Here is a 16098-nt window from a genome sequence, read left to right on the forward strand (position 1 = left end):
CACGCCACCACAGAAATCGTCAAAATCGCACGGGCGATCGTCAATGAGGTGGACCGGGCCATTCGCGAGATATCCTCCACAGCCATGCGGCCGCAGGATGCCAGCCACGCCGGTGATATGGCGCATATCCGGACGGACGGAAGCCCGTCACCGGTCACACTGTCGTGAGGCTATTCGGCCTGGACCGGCGCGCGCAGCCAGGCCTGCGACACGCTGTCCCAGTCCGTCGTGGGTGACAGCCGGCCAATAAGGTCGAACGCCATAGCCCGGGTTTCCCCGACCGTGCGCGGGGCAACCGCCAGCGTACCAACCGCCTCCGGCACCACATTCAGCTCGTGGTCGCGGGTCTGCGCATCGAAAACCGTCGCCAGCACCGAAAACGGTGCCGAGAAACCGACGAGAAGACAGGTGCGGCCGGCATTGCGCGCAAGGACCTGATGGAAATAGCTGTCGGTAAAGGCCGACAGGCCGCGGCGCACGAATACGGGTTCGCGGGCATTCGGACGCAGGGCATCGATGGGCGTGCGCGCCGCAGCCGGCTGCTCCCCGGCGTACTGGCAGTGAAAGACCGGCCAGCCGTCCATGCGCGCCTGCTGGAGAAGGCGTGCGATACGCTTTATGACATCGCGGTTCTCCGGATCGATCCCCCCCTCGGGGCGCTCAACCTGGTCGCGCTGGCAATCGAGCAGGATCAGGCAGGGTGCGGCGGATATCATGCAGCCTCCTCGGCTTTCTTCTTCCCGGCCGAGTTTTGCAACCGCTCCAGTGAGCGGTCAAACGGTCCGGGCCGGTCCCAGTCGCCATCCGGACGGATCAGAACCATGGGATCGGTCGCGTCCGTGATTGCATTGGCCGGAGGCACCAGCTTGCGCTCGATCTCGACATATTCATAGTCGGAAAAGAAGAAATGAGGCCGGTCCTCACGCACGCGAAAGCCGTGCGTACGCCAATACTTCACCCGGTTGAGCTGGGCATGGCCGATCACCTTGCGATAGCCGCGCCGGGCGGCATAGCGCAGGGCCTCCTGCATCAACAGGCGCATGACCCCGTCGCGGCGATAGCGTTCCAGCACGGCCGCGCGCTCCACCTTTGCGAAATCGGCGAACCAGCGCAGACGCAGCACGCCGACCGGCTCCTCGTCCTTCCAGGCGATCAGATGCGAAGCGCCGACCAGGTCGTTCCCGTCATACTCCTCGGTGTAGGGAGCTTGCTGCTCGCCCAGATAGATGACGCCGCGAAGTGTCATCGCCATGACCACCTGGTCGAGCGTTCGCGCGACCGTCACTTTCAGACTGTCGGCTATCACGTTTTTCACGAGGCTGTCTCCCATTCGCCCAGCACCGTACGCTTCAACAGCATCCCGCCCAGCTTCTCCGGGAAACCGGTGCTGCCGTACAAGGGACTAACGCCATCCGGGTATCCGCAGATCTCGAAGCCGAGCCGGCGCATGAGCGCCTTGCCTTCCGTCGAGCGCGCGCGCGCATAGACACGGACGTCGGAATAGAAACCCCGCCATCCCACGAGCAGTGCGCGCAGAGCCGCCGCCTGGGCATGCGGATTACGGCCTGCCAGGCCCCAGGACAGCAGGGCGGCCGCTTTTTCTTCCAGCCCGCAGACCCAGTCGCGCTCGGCATTGGCAAACCCGAACTTGCCGGCGAAAAGCGCGTCAACGCCTTTCTGGCTTAGCGGAATGGATGCAACAAATCCGTCAGGGCGGCCATTCCAAACACGCATGTGCAAGGAGCGGCGCGTCCAGCCCTGGACGCGCGCAATGTCCTCGGCACTGGCGATTTCCCCGTCGATAAGCTCGTCGGCGAGCGCATGGAATTCCTCGATCCGGTCCAGCGTGACCGGCTCGAAGTCCAAGGATCCGAAGGCACGGTCGAGCCGGTCGAGCGGAAATTGAAACCCCGCATCGGCGTGGTTAAGCTGACCCTGCTGAGTCGGCATTGTCCGTCCTCGTTGTCATATTGGTTACTCGTTCGTTAACACCGCGCGCAGTTCGCGACTTCGTCAAAGTTGGAATAGTGATCAGTCAGGAATCAGAGAGCGATCTGCGGCGAAACCTGTTCGACTGGGACGATCTGCAGATCTTCCATGCGGTGGCGTCGACCGGTTCGATGAGTGCGGCCGCGGCGGCACTCGGCTGCCAGCAATCCACCGTATCCAAGCGCATGCGGCAATTGGAGGCCCGCCTCGGCAGCCAGCTGATCGAGCGCCGGGCGGCCGGCATTGTGCTCACGCCTGCCGGCGAGACTGCACTCGACTACGTCCTGACCATGCAGCGTTCCGCGCAGCAACTCGAAACCCGGGTTGCAGGCCGTGACCGGGCGCTGGCCGGGCAGGTGGTGCTGCGGGGGCCGGACGGGCTGTCGACCTATTGGCTGGCCCGGCACATTCCCGAGTTTCAACGGGCGCACCCGGCCATAGATCTGAAACTCGTGGGCGACCAGTCCGCCACGACCGGCGAGAATGCCGCGTCACTGGCCATCACCTTTGTGCCTGAAAAGGCCATGGATACACAGGCAAGCCTGTTGGGCACGCTACATTACATGCCGGTGGCCTCGCGGGAATTCATCACCACCTACGGTGCGCCGCGCTCGATTACCGACGTGATGAACCTGCGTTTTCTGACACTCGAACAGTATGATCGGTCCCTGGCTCTCTGGGGCCAGCAGGCCGAAGCGGCGGATTCGCTTATTAAATATTCCTTTCGGACAGATCTCAGTTCGGTGTTGTTTGAAACCATCCGCCATGGTGGAGGCATAGCCATGGCGCCAACTTACCTGGCCGCTCTGTATCCGGAGGAACTCGTTGTTCTGGACTACGATTTCCACGAGGACATCAGATTCTGGCTCAAATATATGCCTGGAAGCCAGGAAATAGGCAGAATAAAGTGTGTAGGTGACTGGATTGCGGACCTGTTCGATCGTAAAAACAATCCATGGTTTCGCGAAGAATTCTGTCACCCGAGCGAGTTCTGCGACATAGACGTTATAAGACCACAACCGTGAGGAAGCCATGAGCGCCAGGGGCCCTACCAGTATCGACCAGCACGTCGGAGCCCGTCTGCGGCTGCGCCGTAGCCTGATGGGAATGAGTCAGTCCGAGCTGGGCGAAAAGCTGGGCGTGACCTTCCAGCAGGTCCAGAAGTATGAACGCGGCACCAACCGGATCGGGGCCAGCCGCCTCTTCCATGTCGCCAAGGTGATGGAAGTTCCCGTGTCCTACTTCTTCGAAGGCCTCGAAGAAGACGGTTCGTCCGAACTCAAGGGCAATGATTCCGACACGCTGTACGATTTCATCGCCAGCCCGGACGGCCTCGCCCTGGCCTCGGCCTTTTCGGCGATCACCGACCAGACCGTCCGCCGCCGCGTCATCGACCTGCTGCGTTCGCTGGCTTCCTAGTCCGGATTCCCGGCGCCTGCCGCCGGGTAATCCACATCCCTATCTCGGTTGAGAGGCGGAACACGCCGGCTTGTGGCCGGCGTGTCTTTCTGTGCGCCAGATGAACGGTGCAGCCGCGAAATCGTCACCCTGCGGTCCTGCCTGTGCCTTGACGCAGCGGAATACTGCTTCCCGTCAACCCAGGGAGGCCCGCCATGAAAGCCCACCGCAACTCTTTCAGGCCGCAGATGCCCGGATCGGCCCTGGTACGCCTCGGCCTGCCCCATCTGCTCGCACCCGGCCGCAAGCCCGCGGTCCGCTACAGGGACCCGCGCCACGAACTCTATGTCCGCCTGCGCGAGCTATCGCTGTCTTAGCGCCGCCCCTGCAGGCCGGGTCCGAACTGTCGAAACTAGGAGAAAATGGAGCGGGCGATGAGATTCGAACTCACGACATTCACCTTGGCAAGGTGACGCTCTACCCCTGAGCTACGCCCGCTCACGAAAGACGGGGGCAAGGCCCCGCCGGGGAGCGGGGTATATCGCGCAAACGCCGGATAATTGCAAGCACCTGATTCCGTCGACTTGCACATCGCGGCGCAGCGCGCTTCAACAGAATCATGCCTGCGACCCGTACTGATCTTTTCGCCCGCTTCGACGCCCTGGGCATCGCCCATTCCACGGTCGATCATCCGCCCGTCTTCACCGTCGAGGAAGGCCGGGCGATCAAGGCGCAAATGCCCGGCGGGCATACCAAAAATCTCTTCCTCGCCGACAAGAAGGGGGAGATCGTGCTGGTTTCTGCGCTCGGCGAAACCCAGGTTCGGATCAACCGGCTGCACCGGCACTTGAACTGCGGCCGGCTCTCCTTCGGAAAGGAAGACGTGCTCTACGAAACGCTGGGTGTGCGCCCCGGTTCGGTGACCGCCTTCGCCCTGATCAACGATACGAAAGGGCGGGTCCGTTTCGTGCTCGACAAAGCCCTGACCCGGCACGACCCCGTCAATTTTCATCCGCTCTCCAATGATGCGACGACCGCCGTGAGCTGCAGCGATCTGATCCGTTTTGCCGAGGACACCGGGCATGCAGTGGAGATTTTCGATTTCGCGCGCCTGCACGACGAGGATGCCGCGGCGCAGTGACGCCTTGCATCGCGCCGCCGACACGTCCAACTAGGGGCCAGCATACAACAAGGATACGGTCATGACCGAGAATTTCGGCCTCAACAGCGCCGCCGCCCCGGACGAACTGGTCAAGGAATCCAGCGACCAGGCCTTCATGCAGGACGTGGTTGAACCGTCCCGTGAAGTTCCGGTCATCGTCGATTTCTGGGCGCCCTGGTGCGGTCCGTGCCGCCAGCTGGGACCGGTGATCGAGAAGGCCGTACACGATGCCGGCGGCGAGGTACGGCTGGTCAAGATCAATATCGACGAGAATCCAGGCATCGCGCAGCAATTGCGCGTGCAGTCCATCCCGGCCGTATTCGCCTTCAAGGACGGCCAGCCGGTCGACGGGTTCATGGGCTCGCTGCCGGAGAGCCAGATCAAGGACTTCATCCAGCGCATCTCCGGCAAGGGTCCGGGCGAGGCCGAGCTGAAGGGCACGGTCGAGCGTGGCCTGGCCGCCATGGAAAACGGCGATCTGGGCGGGGCTTCGCAGGATTTTGCGGCGGTGTTGCAGGCGGATCCGGGCCATCCCGGCGCCCTGGCAGGCCTTGCCCGCGTCTGGTTGAAGAATGGCGATACCGACAAGGCCCGCGAGATTCTCGGCCACGTTCCCGAAGACCGGGCCGACGATCCGGCCGTGGAGGCCGCCAGGACCGCGCTGGAGCTTGCCGCCGGCCAACCCGTCGACGACAGCGAAACCGCCGTTCTCAAGGCGAAGGTCGGCGAGAATCCGTCCGATCTGCAGGCGCGATATGACCTCGCCGAGGCCCTGGTCGGCGCCGGCGATCACAAGGGCGCCGTCGATCAGTTGATCGCCATTACCGCGCTCGACAGAGAGTGGAACGATCAGGCCGCGCGCACCCTGCTCCTGAAAGTGTTCGACGCGGCCGGACCGATGAGCGAAGTGACCCGCGAAGGCCGCCGGCGCCTGTCCGCGATCCTGTTCTCGTGAGGAAATGGCGATGAGCGAAGCCGATACGAAACGCCGGGACGTCGATCCGAAACTGCTGGAAATCCTGGTTTGCCCGGTCACCCGCGGACCGCTGACCTATGATCGCGACGCCCAGGAATTGATCTCGGAAGGCGCCAACCTCGCCTATCCGATCCGCGACGGGATTCCGATCATGCTTCCCGACGAGGCGCGCAAGCTGGAGCGCGACTGATGGCAAGGCCCTGGCCGACCGAGCTTCGATTTTCAAAGACCGACAAGGCGCTGCACGTTGCTTTCGATGACGGCAAGGCGTGCATCATCCCCTTCGAGACACTGCGGGTGGAAAGCCCCAGCGCCGAGGTTCAGGGTCATGGTCCGGACCAGAAAAAGACCGTCACCGGCAAGGAAAATGTCCTTGTCACCGGAGCCGAACCTGTCGGCCGCTATGCCGTGCGCCTGATTTTCGACGACGGTCACGATTCCGGTCTTTTCACCTGGGATTATCTCCACGCGCTGGGCGAAAGCGGCAACTAGCCGGGACGCGGGCCGGCGGCGGCGGGCAGCAGGCGACATGTTGGCCGAGTCGACCTAGATTGGCCCGTCCACAAGGAGAGTGCCTCATGTTCCGTCTCGCATCTGCCACCCTCGTTTCGCTGAGCGCGCTGACCGGCGCCGCCCTGGCCGGCCCGGACGCTTTCGAACCCGGCATCCTGATCCCCGAATTCGGGCCCGTGGCCGAAGTCGACTACGATCGGCCGATACCGCAAGGCACAGTTCTCAGGATCCGTTTCGACATTTCGACGCGGGCGGAGACCGGCGAACTCAACAGCACGCTGACCAGCGCCGCCCGCTTCCTGAACATGCATGCGGCCGCCGGCATCCCCGCCGAAGACATCCACGTCGCGGTCGTCATTCATGGCGCCGCTGTTCACGATGTCACAGTCGGGGACGGCGAAGCCAATGCCGGCCTGGTTGCAGCGCTGAACGAACACGGCGTCGAGATCATTGTCTGCGGTCAGAGCGCGGCCTGGTACGATGTGACGCCGGAGGATCTCCAGCCCGGTGTCAGTCTTGCGCTCTCGGCCATGACTGCACACGCCGTTCTGCACAGCGAGGGTTATGCCCTGAACCCGTTCTGATCACGCCGCATCCAGGCGCTGCCCCTTGAGCAACCGGGGCGGATCGCCGGTCTCACCGCCGGCCTGGCGCATGAAAAACCGGCGCGCCGGCGGAATCTTGTCGACGAGCGAGAGACCCAGACCCCGGATCTGGCGGAGCGGATCGAAATCGTTGGAAAACAATCGGTTGAAGAAGTCCGTGCCAACCGCCAGCGTGGCGCTGTCGAACTTGCGCCAGTCGGCATAGCGGCGCAGCGTTGTGACGGCGCCGATATCGAGCCCCACACGCTTTGCCTCACCGCAAACTTCCGCCAGTGCAGCGGCGTCGCGGATGCCCAGATTGAAGCCCTGGCCGGCCAGCGGGTGAATGCCCCGTGCGGCATCGCCCACAAAGGCGATCCGGTCGGCGCAGAATTCCTCGGCATAGGTCAGCCCGAGCGGATATGTGAAACGCGGCCCCTCCACGCGCACCTCGCCCAGAAAATCCCCGAACCGGTCTTCGAGCTCCTGCTGGAAAACCTCGTCAGGTGCGTCTTTCAGTGCATCGGCGACAGTGTCGGCTTCGGTCCAGACCAGGGAGGCTCGATTGTCGGTGAGTGGCAGGATGGCGAAGGGCCCGGCCGGCAGGAAGTATTCATAGGCCGTGCCATTGTGCGGCTCGGCGTGGCGCACCGTGGCGACGATGCCCTTTTGTCCGTAGAACCAGCCGGTGGTGCGCACCTTGGCCTGCCGCCGCAGGCGCGAAAACCGCCCGTCGCAGGCCACCAGAAGCTTGCCGCTGAGCCGTGCACCGTCCTCCAGCACCAGATCGATCCCGCCCTGGCAGTGTTCATAGCAATCTGCCTTGACCGGAGCGAAGAGTCTGATCGCGGGCCTGGCCTGCAAGGCCCTGACCAGGGCCTGGCGCGAGCGCCGGTTTTCGGCCATCCAGCCCAGCGGCTCGCCGTCCTCTCCGGGGGAGATTTCGCGGCGGTCGAAATGCAGGGTGTGCGGGCCGGGTCCGCCCGGCCTGGTCCCGCCATAGGGCCGGCCGTCGCAGACCAGAATATGTTCGATCCGCTGGGCGTGCTCGTGCAGATGCTCCGCCACGCCGAGCGCCTCGAACATGCGCCAGGAGGTATAGGCCAGGGCCGAGGCGCGGCCGTCGAATTCCGGCGCCAGCTGCTCGGAGAGTTCCAGCGCGTCGACCACGGCGACGCTCAGCCCGGCCTGGTCCATTGCCAGGGCGAGGGTCAAACCGGCCAGACCGCCGCCGGCGATCACAACATCGCCATCAAAGAGTGGTTCGCTTGTCATGGAACGCACCATACGGGGTTTGCGTAGCGAGAAAAGCGGGCAGTCCGCCGCAGCGGTATTAACCTCTGTTTACCGCGCGGGAAGACTTGAGGGGTAGTGACAGTAGCATGAGTGGGAAAGCCGACACCGACGCCGGGGCCGGACAGCGTGCGTCCAAGCCCCGCTGGCGTCTTCGCCTCTTCGATGTGCTCTTCGGCAGCATGATGCTGGCCGCCGGCCTCTTCCTGCTGGCGGCGCTCCTGTCGCACAATGTGCTCGATCCCAGCTGGAATGTTGCGGCCGATGGCGAGATCCGCAACTGGATGGGCCGCCCGGGCGCCTCCGTGTCGGACACACTTCTGCAGGCGCTGGGCTGGGCGGCCGGGGGGCCCGCCATTGCCCTGGCCATCTGGGGCGGCATCATGATCTGGCGCATTCCCCGGCCTCGCACCCGCTCCGTCGCCGGACTGCGCTGGGTGTTCGCGGCCATCGGCACGGCGGGGTTTGCAGCGGCAGTGAGCGCGCTGCCCGTGCCCAATGCCTGGCCCTTTGCCTCGGGCCTGGGCGGGGCCCTGGGCGACATCCTCCTGAACGCGCTGGCTGCCCTACCGGCCCGGTTCGAACTGCCGGCGCCCACGGGGATTGCCGCCGCCTTCGCACTCATCCTCTCGATCGCCGGCATCTTCTTCACCTTCGGTCTTCGCTCGCATGACCTGACGGCGGCCGTCGATGCTGCCGGGCTCGTCTGGGCCACGCTGCGGGTCTGGGCCGATACCCTGCTCGGCCGCGTCTCGGGCCTGCGCCGGGAAGGCGAAGACATGGCAGCGAAGGCCGCGCCGGTACGCGAAGAGCCCGTGCTGCGCCGCGCCATGAGGGCCGCGGAAGACGGCGGCGCGGCTTCCGCACAGGCGAGTGCACCGGAAGACATGCCCGGCCAGTCCGTGCGGGTGGCCGCCGGGCGCAAGCCGAAACCGTCCGGCCGCGATGTCCGGGAGGCCCAGGGCGCATTGCCCTTCGTCAAGTCCGACGGTTTCAAGCTGCCCCGTCTCGACCTTCTGACCAAGCCCGCCCTGCGCAACGATGCCGTCGACGAGCTGGCGCTGCGCCAGAATGCCGAACTTCTCCAGGGCGTCCTCTCGGACTTCGGTGTGAAAGGCGAGATCGTCCAGGTACGCCCCGGCCCGGTCGTGACGCTTTACGAGTTCGAGCCCGCGCCTGGCGTCAAATCCTCGCGTGTCATCAATCTGGCCGACGATATCGCCCGGTCGATGTCCACCACGGCCGCGCGCGTGGCCGTGGTGCCGGGGCGCAATGCGATCGGGATCGAACTGCCCAATTCCAGGCGCGAAACCGTCTTCCTGCGCGCGCTTTTCAATTCCAAGGCCTTCGAGGAGGCCAAGGCGGAGCTGCCGCTGGCGCTGGGCGAAACCATCGGCGGGGAGCCTTTCGTTGCCGATCTGGCGCGCATGCCGCATCTTCTGATCGCGGGGACCACCGGCTCGGGCAAGTCGGTGGGTATCAACGCCATGATCCTTTCCCTGCTCTACCGGCTGCCGCCGGAAGAGTGCCGGATGATCATGATCGATCCGAAAATGCTGGAACTCTCCGTCTATGACGGCATCCCGCACCTACTGACCCCCGTCGTCACCGACCCGAAGAAGGCCGTCGTCGCGCTGAAATGGGCCGTGCGGGAAATGGAAAGCCGCTATCTGCGCATGTCCAAGATCGGCGTGCGCAATGTGTCCGGTTTCAACGAAAAGGTAGCCCGGTCGATCAAGACCGGCGAAGCGCTCTCGCGCACGGTCCAGACCGGATATGACAAGGAAACCGGCGAACCGGTTTTCGAGACCGAGACGATCGACGCGGAAAAGATGCCCTATATCGTCGTGGTGATCGACGAGATGGCCGATCTGATGATGGTCGCCGGCAAGGAGATCGAGGCGGCGGTCCAGCGCCTGGCGCAGATGGCCCGCGCCGCGGGCATCCACCTGGTCACGGCCACACAGCGCCCCTCGGTGGACGTCATCACCGGCACGATCAAGGCCAATTTCCCGACCCGGATCTCCTATTCCGTCACCTCCAAGATCGACAGCCGCACCATTCTCGGCGAACAGGGCGCCGAACAGCTTCTGGGCATGGGCGACCTCTTGTACATGGCCTCCGGCGGTCGTCTGCGCCGCCTGCACGGCCCCTTCGTCTCCGACCGCGAGGTCGAGGATGTCGCCGCCTTCCTGAAGAAGCAGGGCGCGCCGGAATATCTCGATGCGGTCACGGCCGGCAGCGATGACGACGAGGACGGTATTCCCGGCCTGGGCGGCGGCGATGAAGGCTCGGGCGACGACCTGTTCGACCAGGCCGTGGCCCTGGTTGCCCGCGACCGCAAGGCCTCGACCTCCTATATCCAGCGCCGCCTGCAGATCGGCTATAACCGTGCGGCGACACTGATCGAGCGGATGGAGGAAGAAGGCATGATCGGCCCCGCCGACCATGCCGGCCGCCGCGAGATTTTCCTGCCGGAAAATGAGGGGGCGTAAGGCGCCCGCGGGACTTTGTCGCAAGCCGCGCCGGGCGTAGACTGGGCTCGCGGCATCTGCACCCCGGCCACCGCCCGGGTGCCAGTCGCTGCCGACACGACCGGGAGGACACAATGCGCACGGCACTCGCCATTCGTCATGTGGCGTTCGAGGACGCCGGGGCCTTTGCACCCGCCCTGCGCGATACGGGCTACGCGCTGAAATACTGGGATGCGAGTGGCGATCCGGACGATCTCGCCCGCGCCAACCCCGACCTGTTGATCGTCCTGGGCGGACCTATCGGGGCCGACCAGGACGCTCTTTATCCTGTCTTGAAGACCGAGCTGGCCGTCATCGAGAAACGTCTCGCAGCCGGCCGTCCCACGCTCGGCATCTGTCTGGGCGCCCAGCTGATCGCACGCGCTGCGGGCGCGCGGATCTATCCGGCAAGGGTGCGCGAGATCGGATTCGGTCCGGTCGAACTGACCGTTTCGGGCCACAATTCCTGTCTCGCCCCCTTCGCCCACGATCCGATGACGCTGCACTGGCACGGCGACACGTTCGACCTGCCGAAGGGGGCAACGCACCTGGCCCTGACAGATGTCTGCGAAAACCAGGCCTTCAGTCTCGGCCATTATGCTCTCGGCTTTCAGTTCCACCCCGAGGCCGGGGCCGGGCCGATCGAGCCCTGGCTGATCGGACACGCCGCCGAGCTGGCCGCGGCCGGCACGGATATCGCCCAGTTGCGGCGCGATGCGGAGCTCTACGGCCCGCGTTTGGCGAAGAAGGCCGGTGAGGTCGCGCGGGCGTGGCTGGCCGAGCTCGCATTACCCGCCTGACAATATTTCTCACGGGCTTGTGACGATCCTGACCCGGATTTAGCCCTGTTGTGTCCGGCCGTGACCTAAACTTGCCGCAAAGCGAGGGGGACACACATGCTGACTTCCATCGTCACCGGCCTCTGCCTGGCGGCCCAGACCCCGGATTTCACCCGGCTCTGGCACACCGGCGGACTGGACAACCCGGAGAGCGTTATCTCTGACGGCCGGGGCGGATTTGTGGTCTCCAATGTCAGCGGCGGGGGAACCGAACGGAATGGTCAGGGCTATCTGGCCCGGCTGGACGCGGACGGGCAGATTGTCGTCCGGAACTGGGTTTCCGGCCTCAACGCCCCGAAGGGGCTGGCGATCCTGGATGGGCGATTTTTCGTCACCGACATCGACGCAGTCGTCGAGATCGCATTTCCCGACGGATCTGTTCTTGCCCGCCACACCGTCACCGGAGCCAACGCACTCAACGACATCGCGGTTCACGACGGACGGCTTTTCGTGTCCGACAGCCGCGGCAGCCGGATCTATGTATTCGAGAACGGCAGCTGGTCGATCTGGCTGGAAGACGACGCGCTGGATGGTGTCAACGGGCTGCTGGCCGAGCCGGAACGCCTGCTTGTCACCACAATGGGGGCCGGCACCCTGCTTGCGGTGGACTGGGCAGACCGGTCGCTGCGCGTTCTGGCAGACGGGCTGCCCGATGCGGACGGGATCGCGCGGGCGACGCGCAGCGGCTATGTCATCAGCCAGTGGCCGGGACAGGTCTGGTTCTGGCGGGCAGACCGCGGCCGGGAGCTGATTTTCGACCGGCGCGACGAACCGGTGATGATGAACGACATCTTCATTGCCGACGGTCGTCTCCTAATCCCCCACTGGGAACCCGGCGCCGTCTCGGCCTGGCGTATCGGCTGTCCGGAACAGGCCTCCGCACCGATGACGCCGGAATGAACATTGCGGCCTTGCTCAGGACAAAATCCCGGGCCAGCTTGCGCGCATGATTTCGCTGCTCTTCTCCCTCGCCCTGCTGCAGCAGGATGCCCTTCCGGCCAGTGAACCGCCTGCGTCCGAACGGACAGTTCCAGCCGATCCGTCAACAGTGCCGGAGGTTCAGGCCGAACCGGAGCTGAACCGGGATGCCGTACTCGCGGACATCAACGCCTATCTCAATTCGATCGGGACACTGCGCGCCCGGTTCAACCAGGTCGCACCCGACGGGTCGGCGGCCGGCGGCGTGTTGTCCATGGCACGGCCGGGCCGGCTGCGGTTCGAGTATGACGACCCCAGTCCGATCCGCGTCATTGCCGATGGCACCACAGTCGCAATCGAGGACCGGGCGCTGGAAACCGTCGACCGGGTCCCGTTGCGTTCGACCCCGCTCTGGTGGCTCCTCAAGGGCGATATCGACATCGCCGAAGATGCCGAGATTGTCGGGCTGGAAAGCGAATACGGCTTTTTGTACCTGACCCTGCGCGATCCGAGCGGAGACATGCAGGGCGAGATCATGTTCGTCTTCGCCGAACCCGACTACGAATTGCGCGAATGGTTCGTGACCGACGCGCTGGGCGAGATAACCCGTGTCAGCCTCAGCGATGTCGAGACCGGAGTTCGCCTGAATCCGCGCCTCTTCGTGATCCCGGAAGCTGAGGACCGCCGCGACTCCCGCCGGGGGCGCTGACATCGCACTGATGTTTTTTCATCACAGGCAAATTCTTTCTCATTTTTTATTTGCAGAAACCGGGGCGCTGTGGCGTTATTGTAACGCTGACTGAGAGGCAAATGGATCGGCGTCGTCCCCCCGCTTGCAGATCCTGACCTCAGTCGCGCCGGACTGATCCCCTCCCGGCGCTGCGCTGAAAAATCACGCGCACGGCTTTGCGCCCGGTCTCCTCCCCCTCGAGACCGGGCGCAATTTGCATCCAGGCGGCGAATTCAGGTCTTCCCCCTGTGCATTCCCTCCCGGGCTCGCTACATACGATCCATGCAATTCACCGACGACCCCGAAGACGCGGACATCCCGCGCCTGCTCGACGAAATCCCGCTCCTCTACAAGGCCAAGGCCTTTGCCGAGAGCCTCAACGCGAACACCTGGTTCTCCCGCCTGGGCGAACCGCTGGACGATCGCGAAAAGGACCTCGCCCGTACCTATCTCGACGGTCTGGGCTTTCCCGAGGCGGAACCCGCCCTCCTGTCCGGCTGGGACGAGGCGGCCGGAGCGGCGGAAAGTCTCGATACCGATCCGATGGGCTGGGAAGCCGAGGAAATGCTGCGCACGGGCCTTGTCTCGCGCGCTCTGGAACGGCTGGACGAACAGGCCGTCGGCGCCGCCCTGGCCCTGGTCGCCCAGAAGACCGGCGACACGGCCCGCGACGCGATCGAGGATGCCGCTGCCGTAGCCGATGTGGAGGATATGACCCTCGTTCACGCCGCTGCCGGGGCTCTGGCCCAGGCGGCCAACGGCGCCGCTCTGGTTGTCCTCGCCGAAGCCGAGGGCGACGAACCGCCCCACCCCTTCCTGGCCCGCTGGCGGCTTTTTGCGCGCGGCCGCTGGCCGGTCGGCCTGGCCGGCGCAACCTACAACATTCTCTGACATTTGACCTGACAGGACCTGCCGATGACCGCCCTGACCCTTGCCAGCTGGAACATCAATTCCGTGCGCCTGCGCGCACCGCTCGTGGCCGAATGGGTGCGCCAGGCCGATCCGGACGTCCTGTGCCTGCAGGAAATCAAGTGCCAGAACGAGCAGTTTCCCGAGGCCGAGTTCCGGGAGATGGGGTTCAGGTATTTCCATGTGCGCGGCAAGAAGGGGATGCACGGTGTGGCGATCGCTTCCAAACTTCCGCTGGACGACCTGTCCGACGAGGCGCTGTGCCCCAAGTCGGAGGCCCGGCACCAGCGTGTGACGGTCGACGGCATCGAGCTGCACAATTTCTATATTCCAGCCGGCGGTGACGAGCCCGATCCGGCGGTCAATCCGCGCTTTGCCCACAAGCTGGCCTTCCTCGATCGCATCGAAGCCTATTTCAAAGGCCGTTCGGCCGAGAATCCGCCGCTGGTGCTGGTGGGGGATTTCAACATCGCTCCGTATGAGCACGACGTCTGGTCGCACAGGCAATTGCTCAAGGTCGTCTCCCACACACCGGTGGAAACCGACGCGCTGGAACGCATCCGCCTTGCCGGCAATTTCACTGACATCGCCCGCGAACTCGTGCCGATGGAGGAGAAGCTCTATTCCTGGTGGAGCTATCGTGCCCGTGACTGGCGCAAGGCCAATCGCGGCCGCCGCCTCGACCACATCTGGGCCGCCCCGGCCGTGCGCGAGCGAGCCCTGGCCGGCGGCCGCGAGGCGTTCCGGATCTGGGAAGACGTGCGTGGCTGGGAGAAGCCGTCCGACCACGCACCGGTGGTGCTGCAGATCGCAGGCTAGCCTCAAGACCTAGCTCTGCAGCCGGTATCCGCCGCTTTCCGTCACAAGCAGCCGCGCATGGGCCGGATCCGGCTCGATTTTCTGGCGCAGCCGGTAGACATGGGTTTCCAGCGTGTGGGTGGTCACCGCGGGATTGTACCCCCAGACCTCGTGCAACAGCTCGTCGCGCGGAACCGGCTTGCCGCCGGCCCGGTAGAGATATTTGAGAATATTGGTCTCTTTTTCGGTCAACCGGATCTTTTTCTCCTCGCTTGTCAGCAGGAGTTTCATGGCCGGACGGAACTCGTAGGGACCGATCTGGAAGACCGCATCCTCGCTTTGCTCGTGCGATCGCATGTGGGCCCGCACCCGCGCCAGCAGGACCGAGAACTTGAACGGTTTGGTGACGTAGTCGTTGGCGCCCGATTCCAGACCGAGGATCTGGTCGGCATCCGTGTCCTGCGCGGTCAGCATGACGATAGGCGAGGAAATGCCGTTCTTGCGCATCAGACGACAGGCCTCGCGGCCGTCCATGTCCGGCAGATCCACATCCAGCAGGATGACATCGGCGCGTTCCGCCTTCGCCAGGGACATCGCGTCACCCGCGGTTGCTGCAGAGAGCGTCCGGAATTCCTCGTGCAGGGCGAACTGCTCTACCAGAGCCTCGCGCAGATCCTCGTCGTCATCGACGATCAGAATCGATTTTTGTGCACTCATGAGACGATCATGCCCATTTCGTTTCGCAAGGCAAATCCTGCCGGCCGGCAGAAATTGCCCGGCAAGAACTGCTCTGTCGCACCGGCCGGCCTTGTATTTATCATTCCCATTCTGGTCCCGGAATTGCTTGATACGGCCCGAGTCCGCCTGCCGGACACCCATCCGTGGTGGGGGAGGCGAGGAGGATGCCTGTGTGCATTTTGCCCGCACGACGCGTTCCTCGCCGACCACCTCTCTTCCATCTAAGCTGGCCTCATGGATTGGCAAGTCACCCGCACGGGACAGTTCGAACTCGGTGGCCGCACCGTACGCGCAGCCCTGGGCAAGGGCGGCATCACGGAGGCGTCAGACAAGCGTGAAGGCGACGGCGCCACGCCCCTGGGGCGCTATGCATTGCGCCGCGTGCTGTTCCGGGCCGATCGCGGCGACCTGCCGGAAACGGCGCTGCCGGTGCGGGCGATCCGTCCCGATGACGGCTGGTGCGACGACCCGGCCGACCCGGCCTATAACCGGCCCGTTCGAAAGCCCTATCCCGCATCCCATGAAGACCTCTGGCGCGAGGACGGCCTCTACGATCTGGTTCTGGTGCTCGGTCACAATGACGATCCGCCGGTGCCCGGCGCCGGATCGGCCATCTTCCTGCATTGCAAACGGGGCGATTACGAACCCACGCAGGGCTGCATCGCGCTGGACCCGCAGGATGTCCGGACGCTCCTGGCGGCGGCCAGACCCGGGGACACACTGACGATTGCCTGAGGC

General features: G+C 64.6%; 20 protein-coding genes and 1 tRNA gene. 15 read left to right on the top strand and 6 right to left on the bottom strand.

Annotated features, from left to right (window positions below; translation table 11 throughout):
• Positions 1-170: 170 nt before the first annotated feature.
• Genes Q1U94_RS05660 through Q1U94_RS05670 form a run of 3 tightly spaced genes read right to left on the bottom strand, consistent with a single transcriptional unit; the run spans position 171 to position 1950 of the window.
• On the bottom strand, positions 171-716 hold the full coding sequence (locus Q1U94_RS05660; RefSeq protein ID WP_300542612.1) for an isochorismatase family protein: 546 nt from the start codon (positions 714-716) through the stop codon (positions 171-173).
• On the bottom strand, positions 713-1315 hold the full coding sequence (locus Q1U94_RS05665) for a GNAT family N-acetyltransferase (RefSeq protein WP_300542614.1): 603 nt from the start codon (positions 1313-1315) through the stop codon (positions 713-715). Before Q1U94_RS05665 ends, Q1U94_RS05660 begins: the two co-directional genes overlap by 4 nt.
• On the bottom strand, positions 1312-1950 hold the full coding sequence (locus tag Q1U94_RS05670; protein WP_300542615.1) for a hypothetical protein: 639 nt from the start codon (positions 1948-1950) through the stop codon (positions 1312-1314). The genes Q1U94_RS05665 and Q1U94_RS05670 overlap by 4 nt, the downstream gene beginning before the upstream one ends.
• A gap of 77 nt (positions 1951-2027) precedes the next feature.
• Between Q1U94_RS05670 and Q1U94_RS05675 the strand changes: the two genes are divergently transcribed.
• The 3 genes from Q1U94_RS05675 (at position 2028) to Q1U94_RS05685 (ending at position 3764) form a co-directional block, all read left to right on the top strand.
• Positions 2028-3014 (top strand): LysR family transcriptional regulator, encoded by a 987-nt coding sequence (locus Q1U94_RS05675; protein WP_300542616.1) that lies wholly within the window; start codon positions 2028-2030, stop codon positions 3012-3014.
• A 7-nt stretch (positions 3015-3021) separates the two neighbouring features.
• Complete coding sequence (locus Q1U94_RS05680; RefSeq protein ID WP_300542617.1) at positions 3022-3408, top strand: helix-turn-helix transcriptional regulator; 387 nt, start codon at positions 3022-3024, stop codon at positions 3406-3408.
• A gap of 194 nt (positions 3409-3602) precedes the next feature.
• The gene (locus Q1U94_RS05685; RefSeq protein WP_300542618.1) at positions 3603-3764 is read left to right on the top strand and encodes a hypothetical protein; all 162 of its coding nucleotides are present in this window, start codon (positions 3603-3605) and stop codon (positions 3762-3764) included.
• A gap of 46 nt (positions 3765-3810) precedes the next feature.
• On the opposite strand, the gene Q1U94_RS05690 is transcribed toward Q1U94_RS05685, so the two are convergent.
• A tRNA-Gly gene (locus Q1U94_RS05690) sits at positions 3811-3885 on the bottom strand.
• A 121-nt stretch (positions 3886-4006) separates the two neighbouring features.
• On the opposite strand from Q1U94_RS05690, the gene Q1U94_RS05695 reads away from it, so the two are divergent.
• From Q1U94_RS05695 to Q1U94_RS05715, 5 genes are all read left to right on the top strand, one after another.
• On the top strand, positions 4007-4528 hold the full coding sequence (locus Q1U94_RS05695) for a prolyl-tRNA synthetase associated domain-containing protein (RefSeq protein ID WP_300542620.1): 522 nt from the start codon (positions 4007-4009) through the stop codon (positions 4526-4528).
• Positions 4529-4589: 61 nt separating this feature from the next.
• Positions 4590-5504: a thioredoxin gene (gene trxA, locus Q1U94_RS05700; protein ID WP_300542622.1), complete on the top strand. Its 915-nt coding sequence runs from the start codon at positions 4590-4592 to the stop codon at positions 5502-5504.
• A 10-nt stretch (positions 5505-5514) separates the two neighbouring features.
• Positions 5515-5715, top strand: coding sequence for a Trm112 family protein (locus Q1U94_RS05705; RefSeq protein WP_300542624.1), 201 nt, complete (start codon positions 5515-5517; stop codon positions 5713-5715).
• Positions 5715-6017: a DUF971 domain-containing protein gene (locus Q1U94_RS05710; protein WP_300542626.1), complete on the top strand. Its 303-nt coding sequence runs from the start codon at positions 5715-5717 to the stop codon at positions 6015-6017. Before Q1U94_RS05705 ends, Q1U94_RS05710 begins: the two co-directional genes overlap by 1 nt.
• 86 nt (positions 6018-6103) lie before the next feature.
• Complete coding sequence (locus tag Q1U94_RS05715) at positions 6104-6622, top strand: DsrE family protein (protein ID WP_300542627.1); 519 nt, start codon at positions 6104-6106, stop codon at positions 6620-6622.
• Here Q1U94_RS05715 and Q1U94_RS05720 read toward each other — a convergent pair whose 3' ends face one another.
• Entirely contained in the window at positions 6623-7897 is a 1275-nt protein-coding gene (locus Q1U94_RS05720; protein WP_300542629.1) for a UbiH/UbiF/VisC/COQ6 family ubiquinone biosynthesis hydroxylase, read from the bottom strand.
• A gap of 107 nt (positions 7898-8004) precedes the next feature.
• On the opposite strand from Q1U94_RS05720, the gene Q1U94_RS05725 reads away from it, so the two are divergent.
• The 6 genes from Q1U94_RS05725 (at position 8005) to xth (ending at position 14643) form a co-directional block, all read left to right on the top strand.
• Positions 8005-10410: a DNA translocase FtsK 4TM domain-containing protein gene (locus Q1U94_RS05725; protein WP_300542631.1), complete on the top strand. Its 2406-nt coding sequence runs from the start codon at positions 8005-8007 to the stop codon at positions 10408-10410.
• Positions 10411-10523: 113 nt separating this feature from the next.
• Entirely contained in the window at positions 10524-11228 is a 705-nt protein-coding gene (locus Q1U94_RS05730; protein ID WP_300542633.1) for a glutamine amidotransferase, read from the top strand.
• Positions 11229-11324: 96 nt separating this feature from the next.
• On the top strand, positions 11325-12167 hold the full coding sequence (locus Q1U94_RS05735) for a hypothetical protein (RefSeq protein ID WP_300542634.1): 843 nt from the start codon (positions 11325-11327) through the stop codon (positions 12165-12167).
• A 46-nt stretch (positions 12168-12213) separates the two neighbouring features.
• On the top strand, positions 12214-12894 hold the full coding sequence (locus tag Q1U94_RS05740) for an outer membrane lipoprotein carrier protein LolA (protein ID WP_300542635.1): 681 nt from the start codon (positions 12214-12216) through the stop codon (positions 12892-12894).
• 303 nt (positions 12895-13197) lie between these two features.
• Positions 13198-13806, top strand: coding sequence for a hypothetical protein (locus Q1U94_RS05745; protein WP_300542637.1), 609 nt, complete (start codon positions 13198-13200; stop codon positions 13804-13806).
• Positions 13807-13830: 24 nt separating this feature from the next.
• Complete coding sequence (gene xth / locus Q1U94_RS05750; RefSeq protein ID WP_300542639.1) at positions 13831-14643, top strand: exodeoxyribonuclease III; 813 nt, start codon at positions 13831-13833, stop codon at positions 14641-14643.
• Between the two features lie 9 nt (positions 14644-14652).
• On the opposite strand, the gene Q1U94_RS05755 is transcribed toward xth, so the two are convergent.
• The gene (locus tag Q1U94_RS05755) at positions 14653-15339 is read right to left on the bottom strand and encodes a response regulator transcription factor (protein WP_300542640.1); all 687 of its coding nucleotides are present in this window, start codon (positions 15337-15339) and stop codon (positions 14653-14655) included.
• 255 nt (positions 15340-15594) lie between these two features.
• Between Q1U94_RS05755 and Q1U94_RS05760 the strand changes: the two genes are divergently transcribed.
• The gene (locus Q1U94_RS05760) at positions 15595-16095 is read left to right on the top strand and encodes a L,D-transpeptidase family protein (RefSeq protein WP_300542642.1); all 501 of its coding nucleotides are present in this window, start codon (positions 15595-15597) and stop codon (positions 16093-16095) included.
• Positions 16096-16098 lie beyond the last annotated feature (3 nt).

The sequence above is a fragment of the Maricaulis sp. genome (assembly GCF_030149515.1).
In the GTDB taxonomy this organism is placed as follows: Bacteria; Pseudomonadota; Alphaproteobacteria; order Caulobacterales; family Maricaulaceae; genus Maricaulis.

Bases quoted from the DNA above. Each gene is read 5' to 3' on its own strand.
- Q1U94_RS05660 (WP_300542612.1), bottom strand. From the start codon at position 716: ATGATATCCGCCGCACCCTGCCTGATCCTGCTCGATTGCCAGCGCGAC.
- Q1U94_RS05670 (WP_300542615.1), bottom strand. From the start codon at position 1,950: ATGCCGACTCAGCAGGGTCAGCTTAACCACGCCGATGCGGGGTTTCAA.
- Q1U94_RS05680 (WP_300542617.1), top strand. From the start codon at position 3,022: ATGAGCGCCAGGGGCCCTACCAGTATCGACCAGCACGTCGGAGCCCGT.
- Q1U94_RS05685 (WP_300542618.1), top strand. From the start codon at position 3,603: ATGAAAGCCCACCGCAACTCTTTCAGGCCGCAGATGCCCGGATCGGCC.
- Q1U94_RS05695 (WP_300542620.1), top strand. From the start codon at position 4,007: ATGCCTGCGACCCGTACTGATCTTTTCGCCCGCTTCGACGCCCTGGGC.
- trxA (WP_300542622.1), top strand. From the start codon at position 4,590: ATGACCGAGAATTTCGGCCTCAACAGCGCCGCCGCCCCGGACGAACTG.
- Q1U94_RS05705 (WP_300542624.1), top strand. From the start codon at position 5,515: ATGAGCGAAGCCGATACGAAACGCCGGGACGTCGATCCGAAACTGCTG.
- Q1U94_RS05710 (WP_300542626.1), top strand. From the start codon at position 5,715: ATGGCAAGGCCCTGGCCGACCGAGCTTCGATTTTCAAAGACCGACAAG.
- Q1U94_RS05715 (WP_300542627.1), top strand. From the start codon at position 6,104: ATGTTCCGTCTCGCATCTGCCACCCTCGTTTCGCTGAGCGCGCTGACC.
- Q1U94_RS05720 (WP_300542629.1), bottom strand. From the start codon at position 7,897: ATGACAAGCGAACCACTCTTTGATGGCGATGTTGTGATCGCCGGCGGC.
- Q1U94_RS05725 (WP_300542631.1), top strand. From the start codon at position 8,005: ATGAGTGGGAAAGCCGACACCGACGCCGGGGCCGGACAGCGTGCGTCC.
- Q1U94_RS05730 (WP_300542633.1), top strand. From the start codon at position 10,524: ATGCGCACGGCACTCGCCATTCGTCATGTGGCGTTCGAGGACGCCGGG.
- Q1U94_RS05735 (WP_300542634.1), top strand. From the start codon at position 11,325: ATGCTGACTTCCATCGTCACCGGCCTCTGCCTGGCGGCCCAGACCCCG.
- Q1U94_RS05740 (WP_300542635.1), top strand. From the start codon at position 12,214: ATGATTTCGCTGCTCTTCTCCCTCGCCCTGCTGCAGCAGGATGCCCTT.
- Q1U94_RS05745 (WP_300542637.1), top strand. From the start codon at position 13,198: ATGCAATTCACCGACGACCCCGAAGACGCGGACATCCCGCGCCTGCTC.
- xth (WP_300542639.1), top strand. From the start codon at position 13,831: ATGACCGCCCTGACCCTTGCCAGCTGGAACATCAATTCCGTGCGCCTG.
- Q1U94_RS05755 (WP_300542640.1), bottom strand. From the start codon at position 15,339: ATGAGTGCACAAAAATCGATTCTGATCGTCGATGACGACGAGGATCTG.
- Q1U94_RS05760 (WP_300542642.1), top strand. From the start codon at position 15,595: ATGGATTGGCAAGTCACCCGCACGGGACAGTTCGAACTCGGTGGCCGC.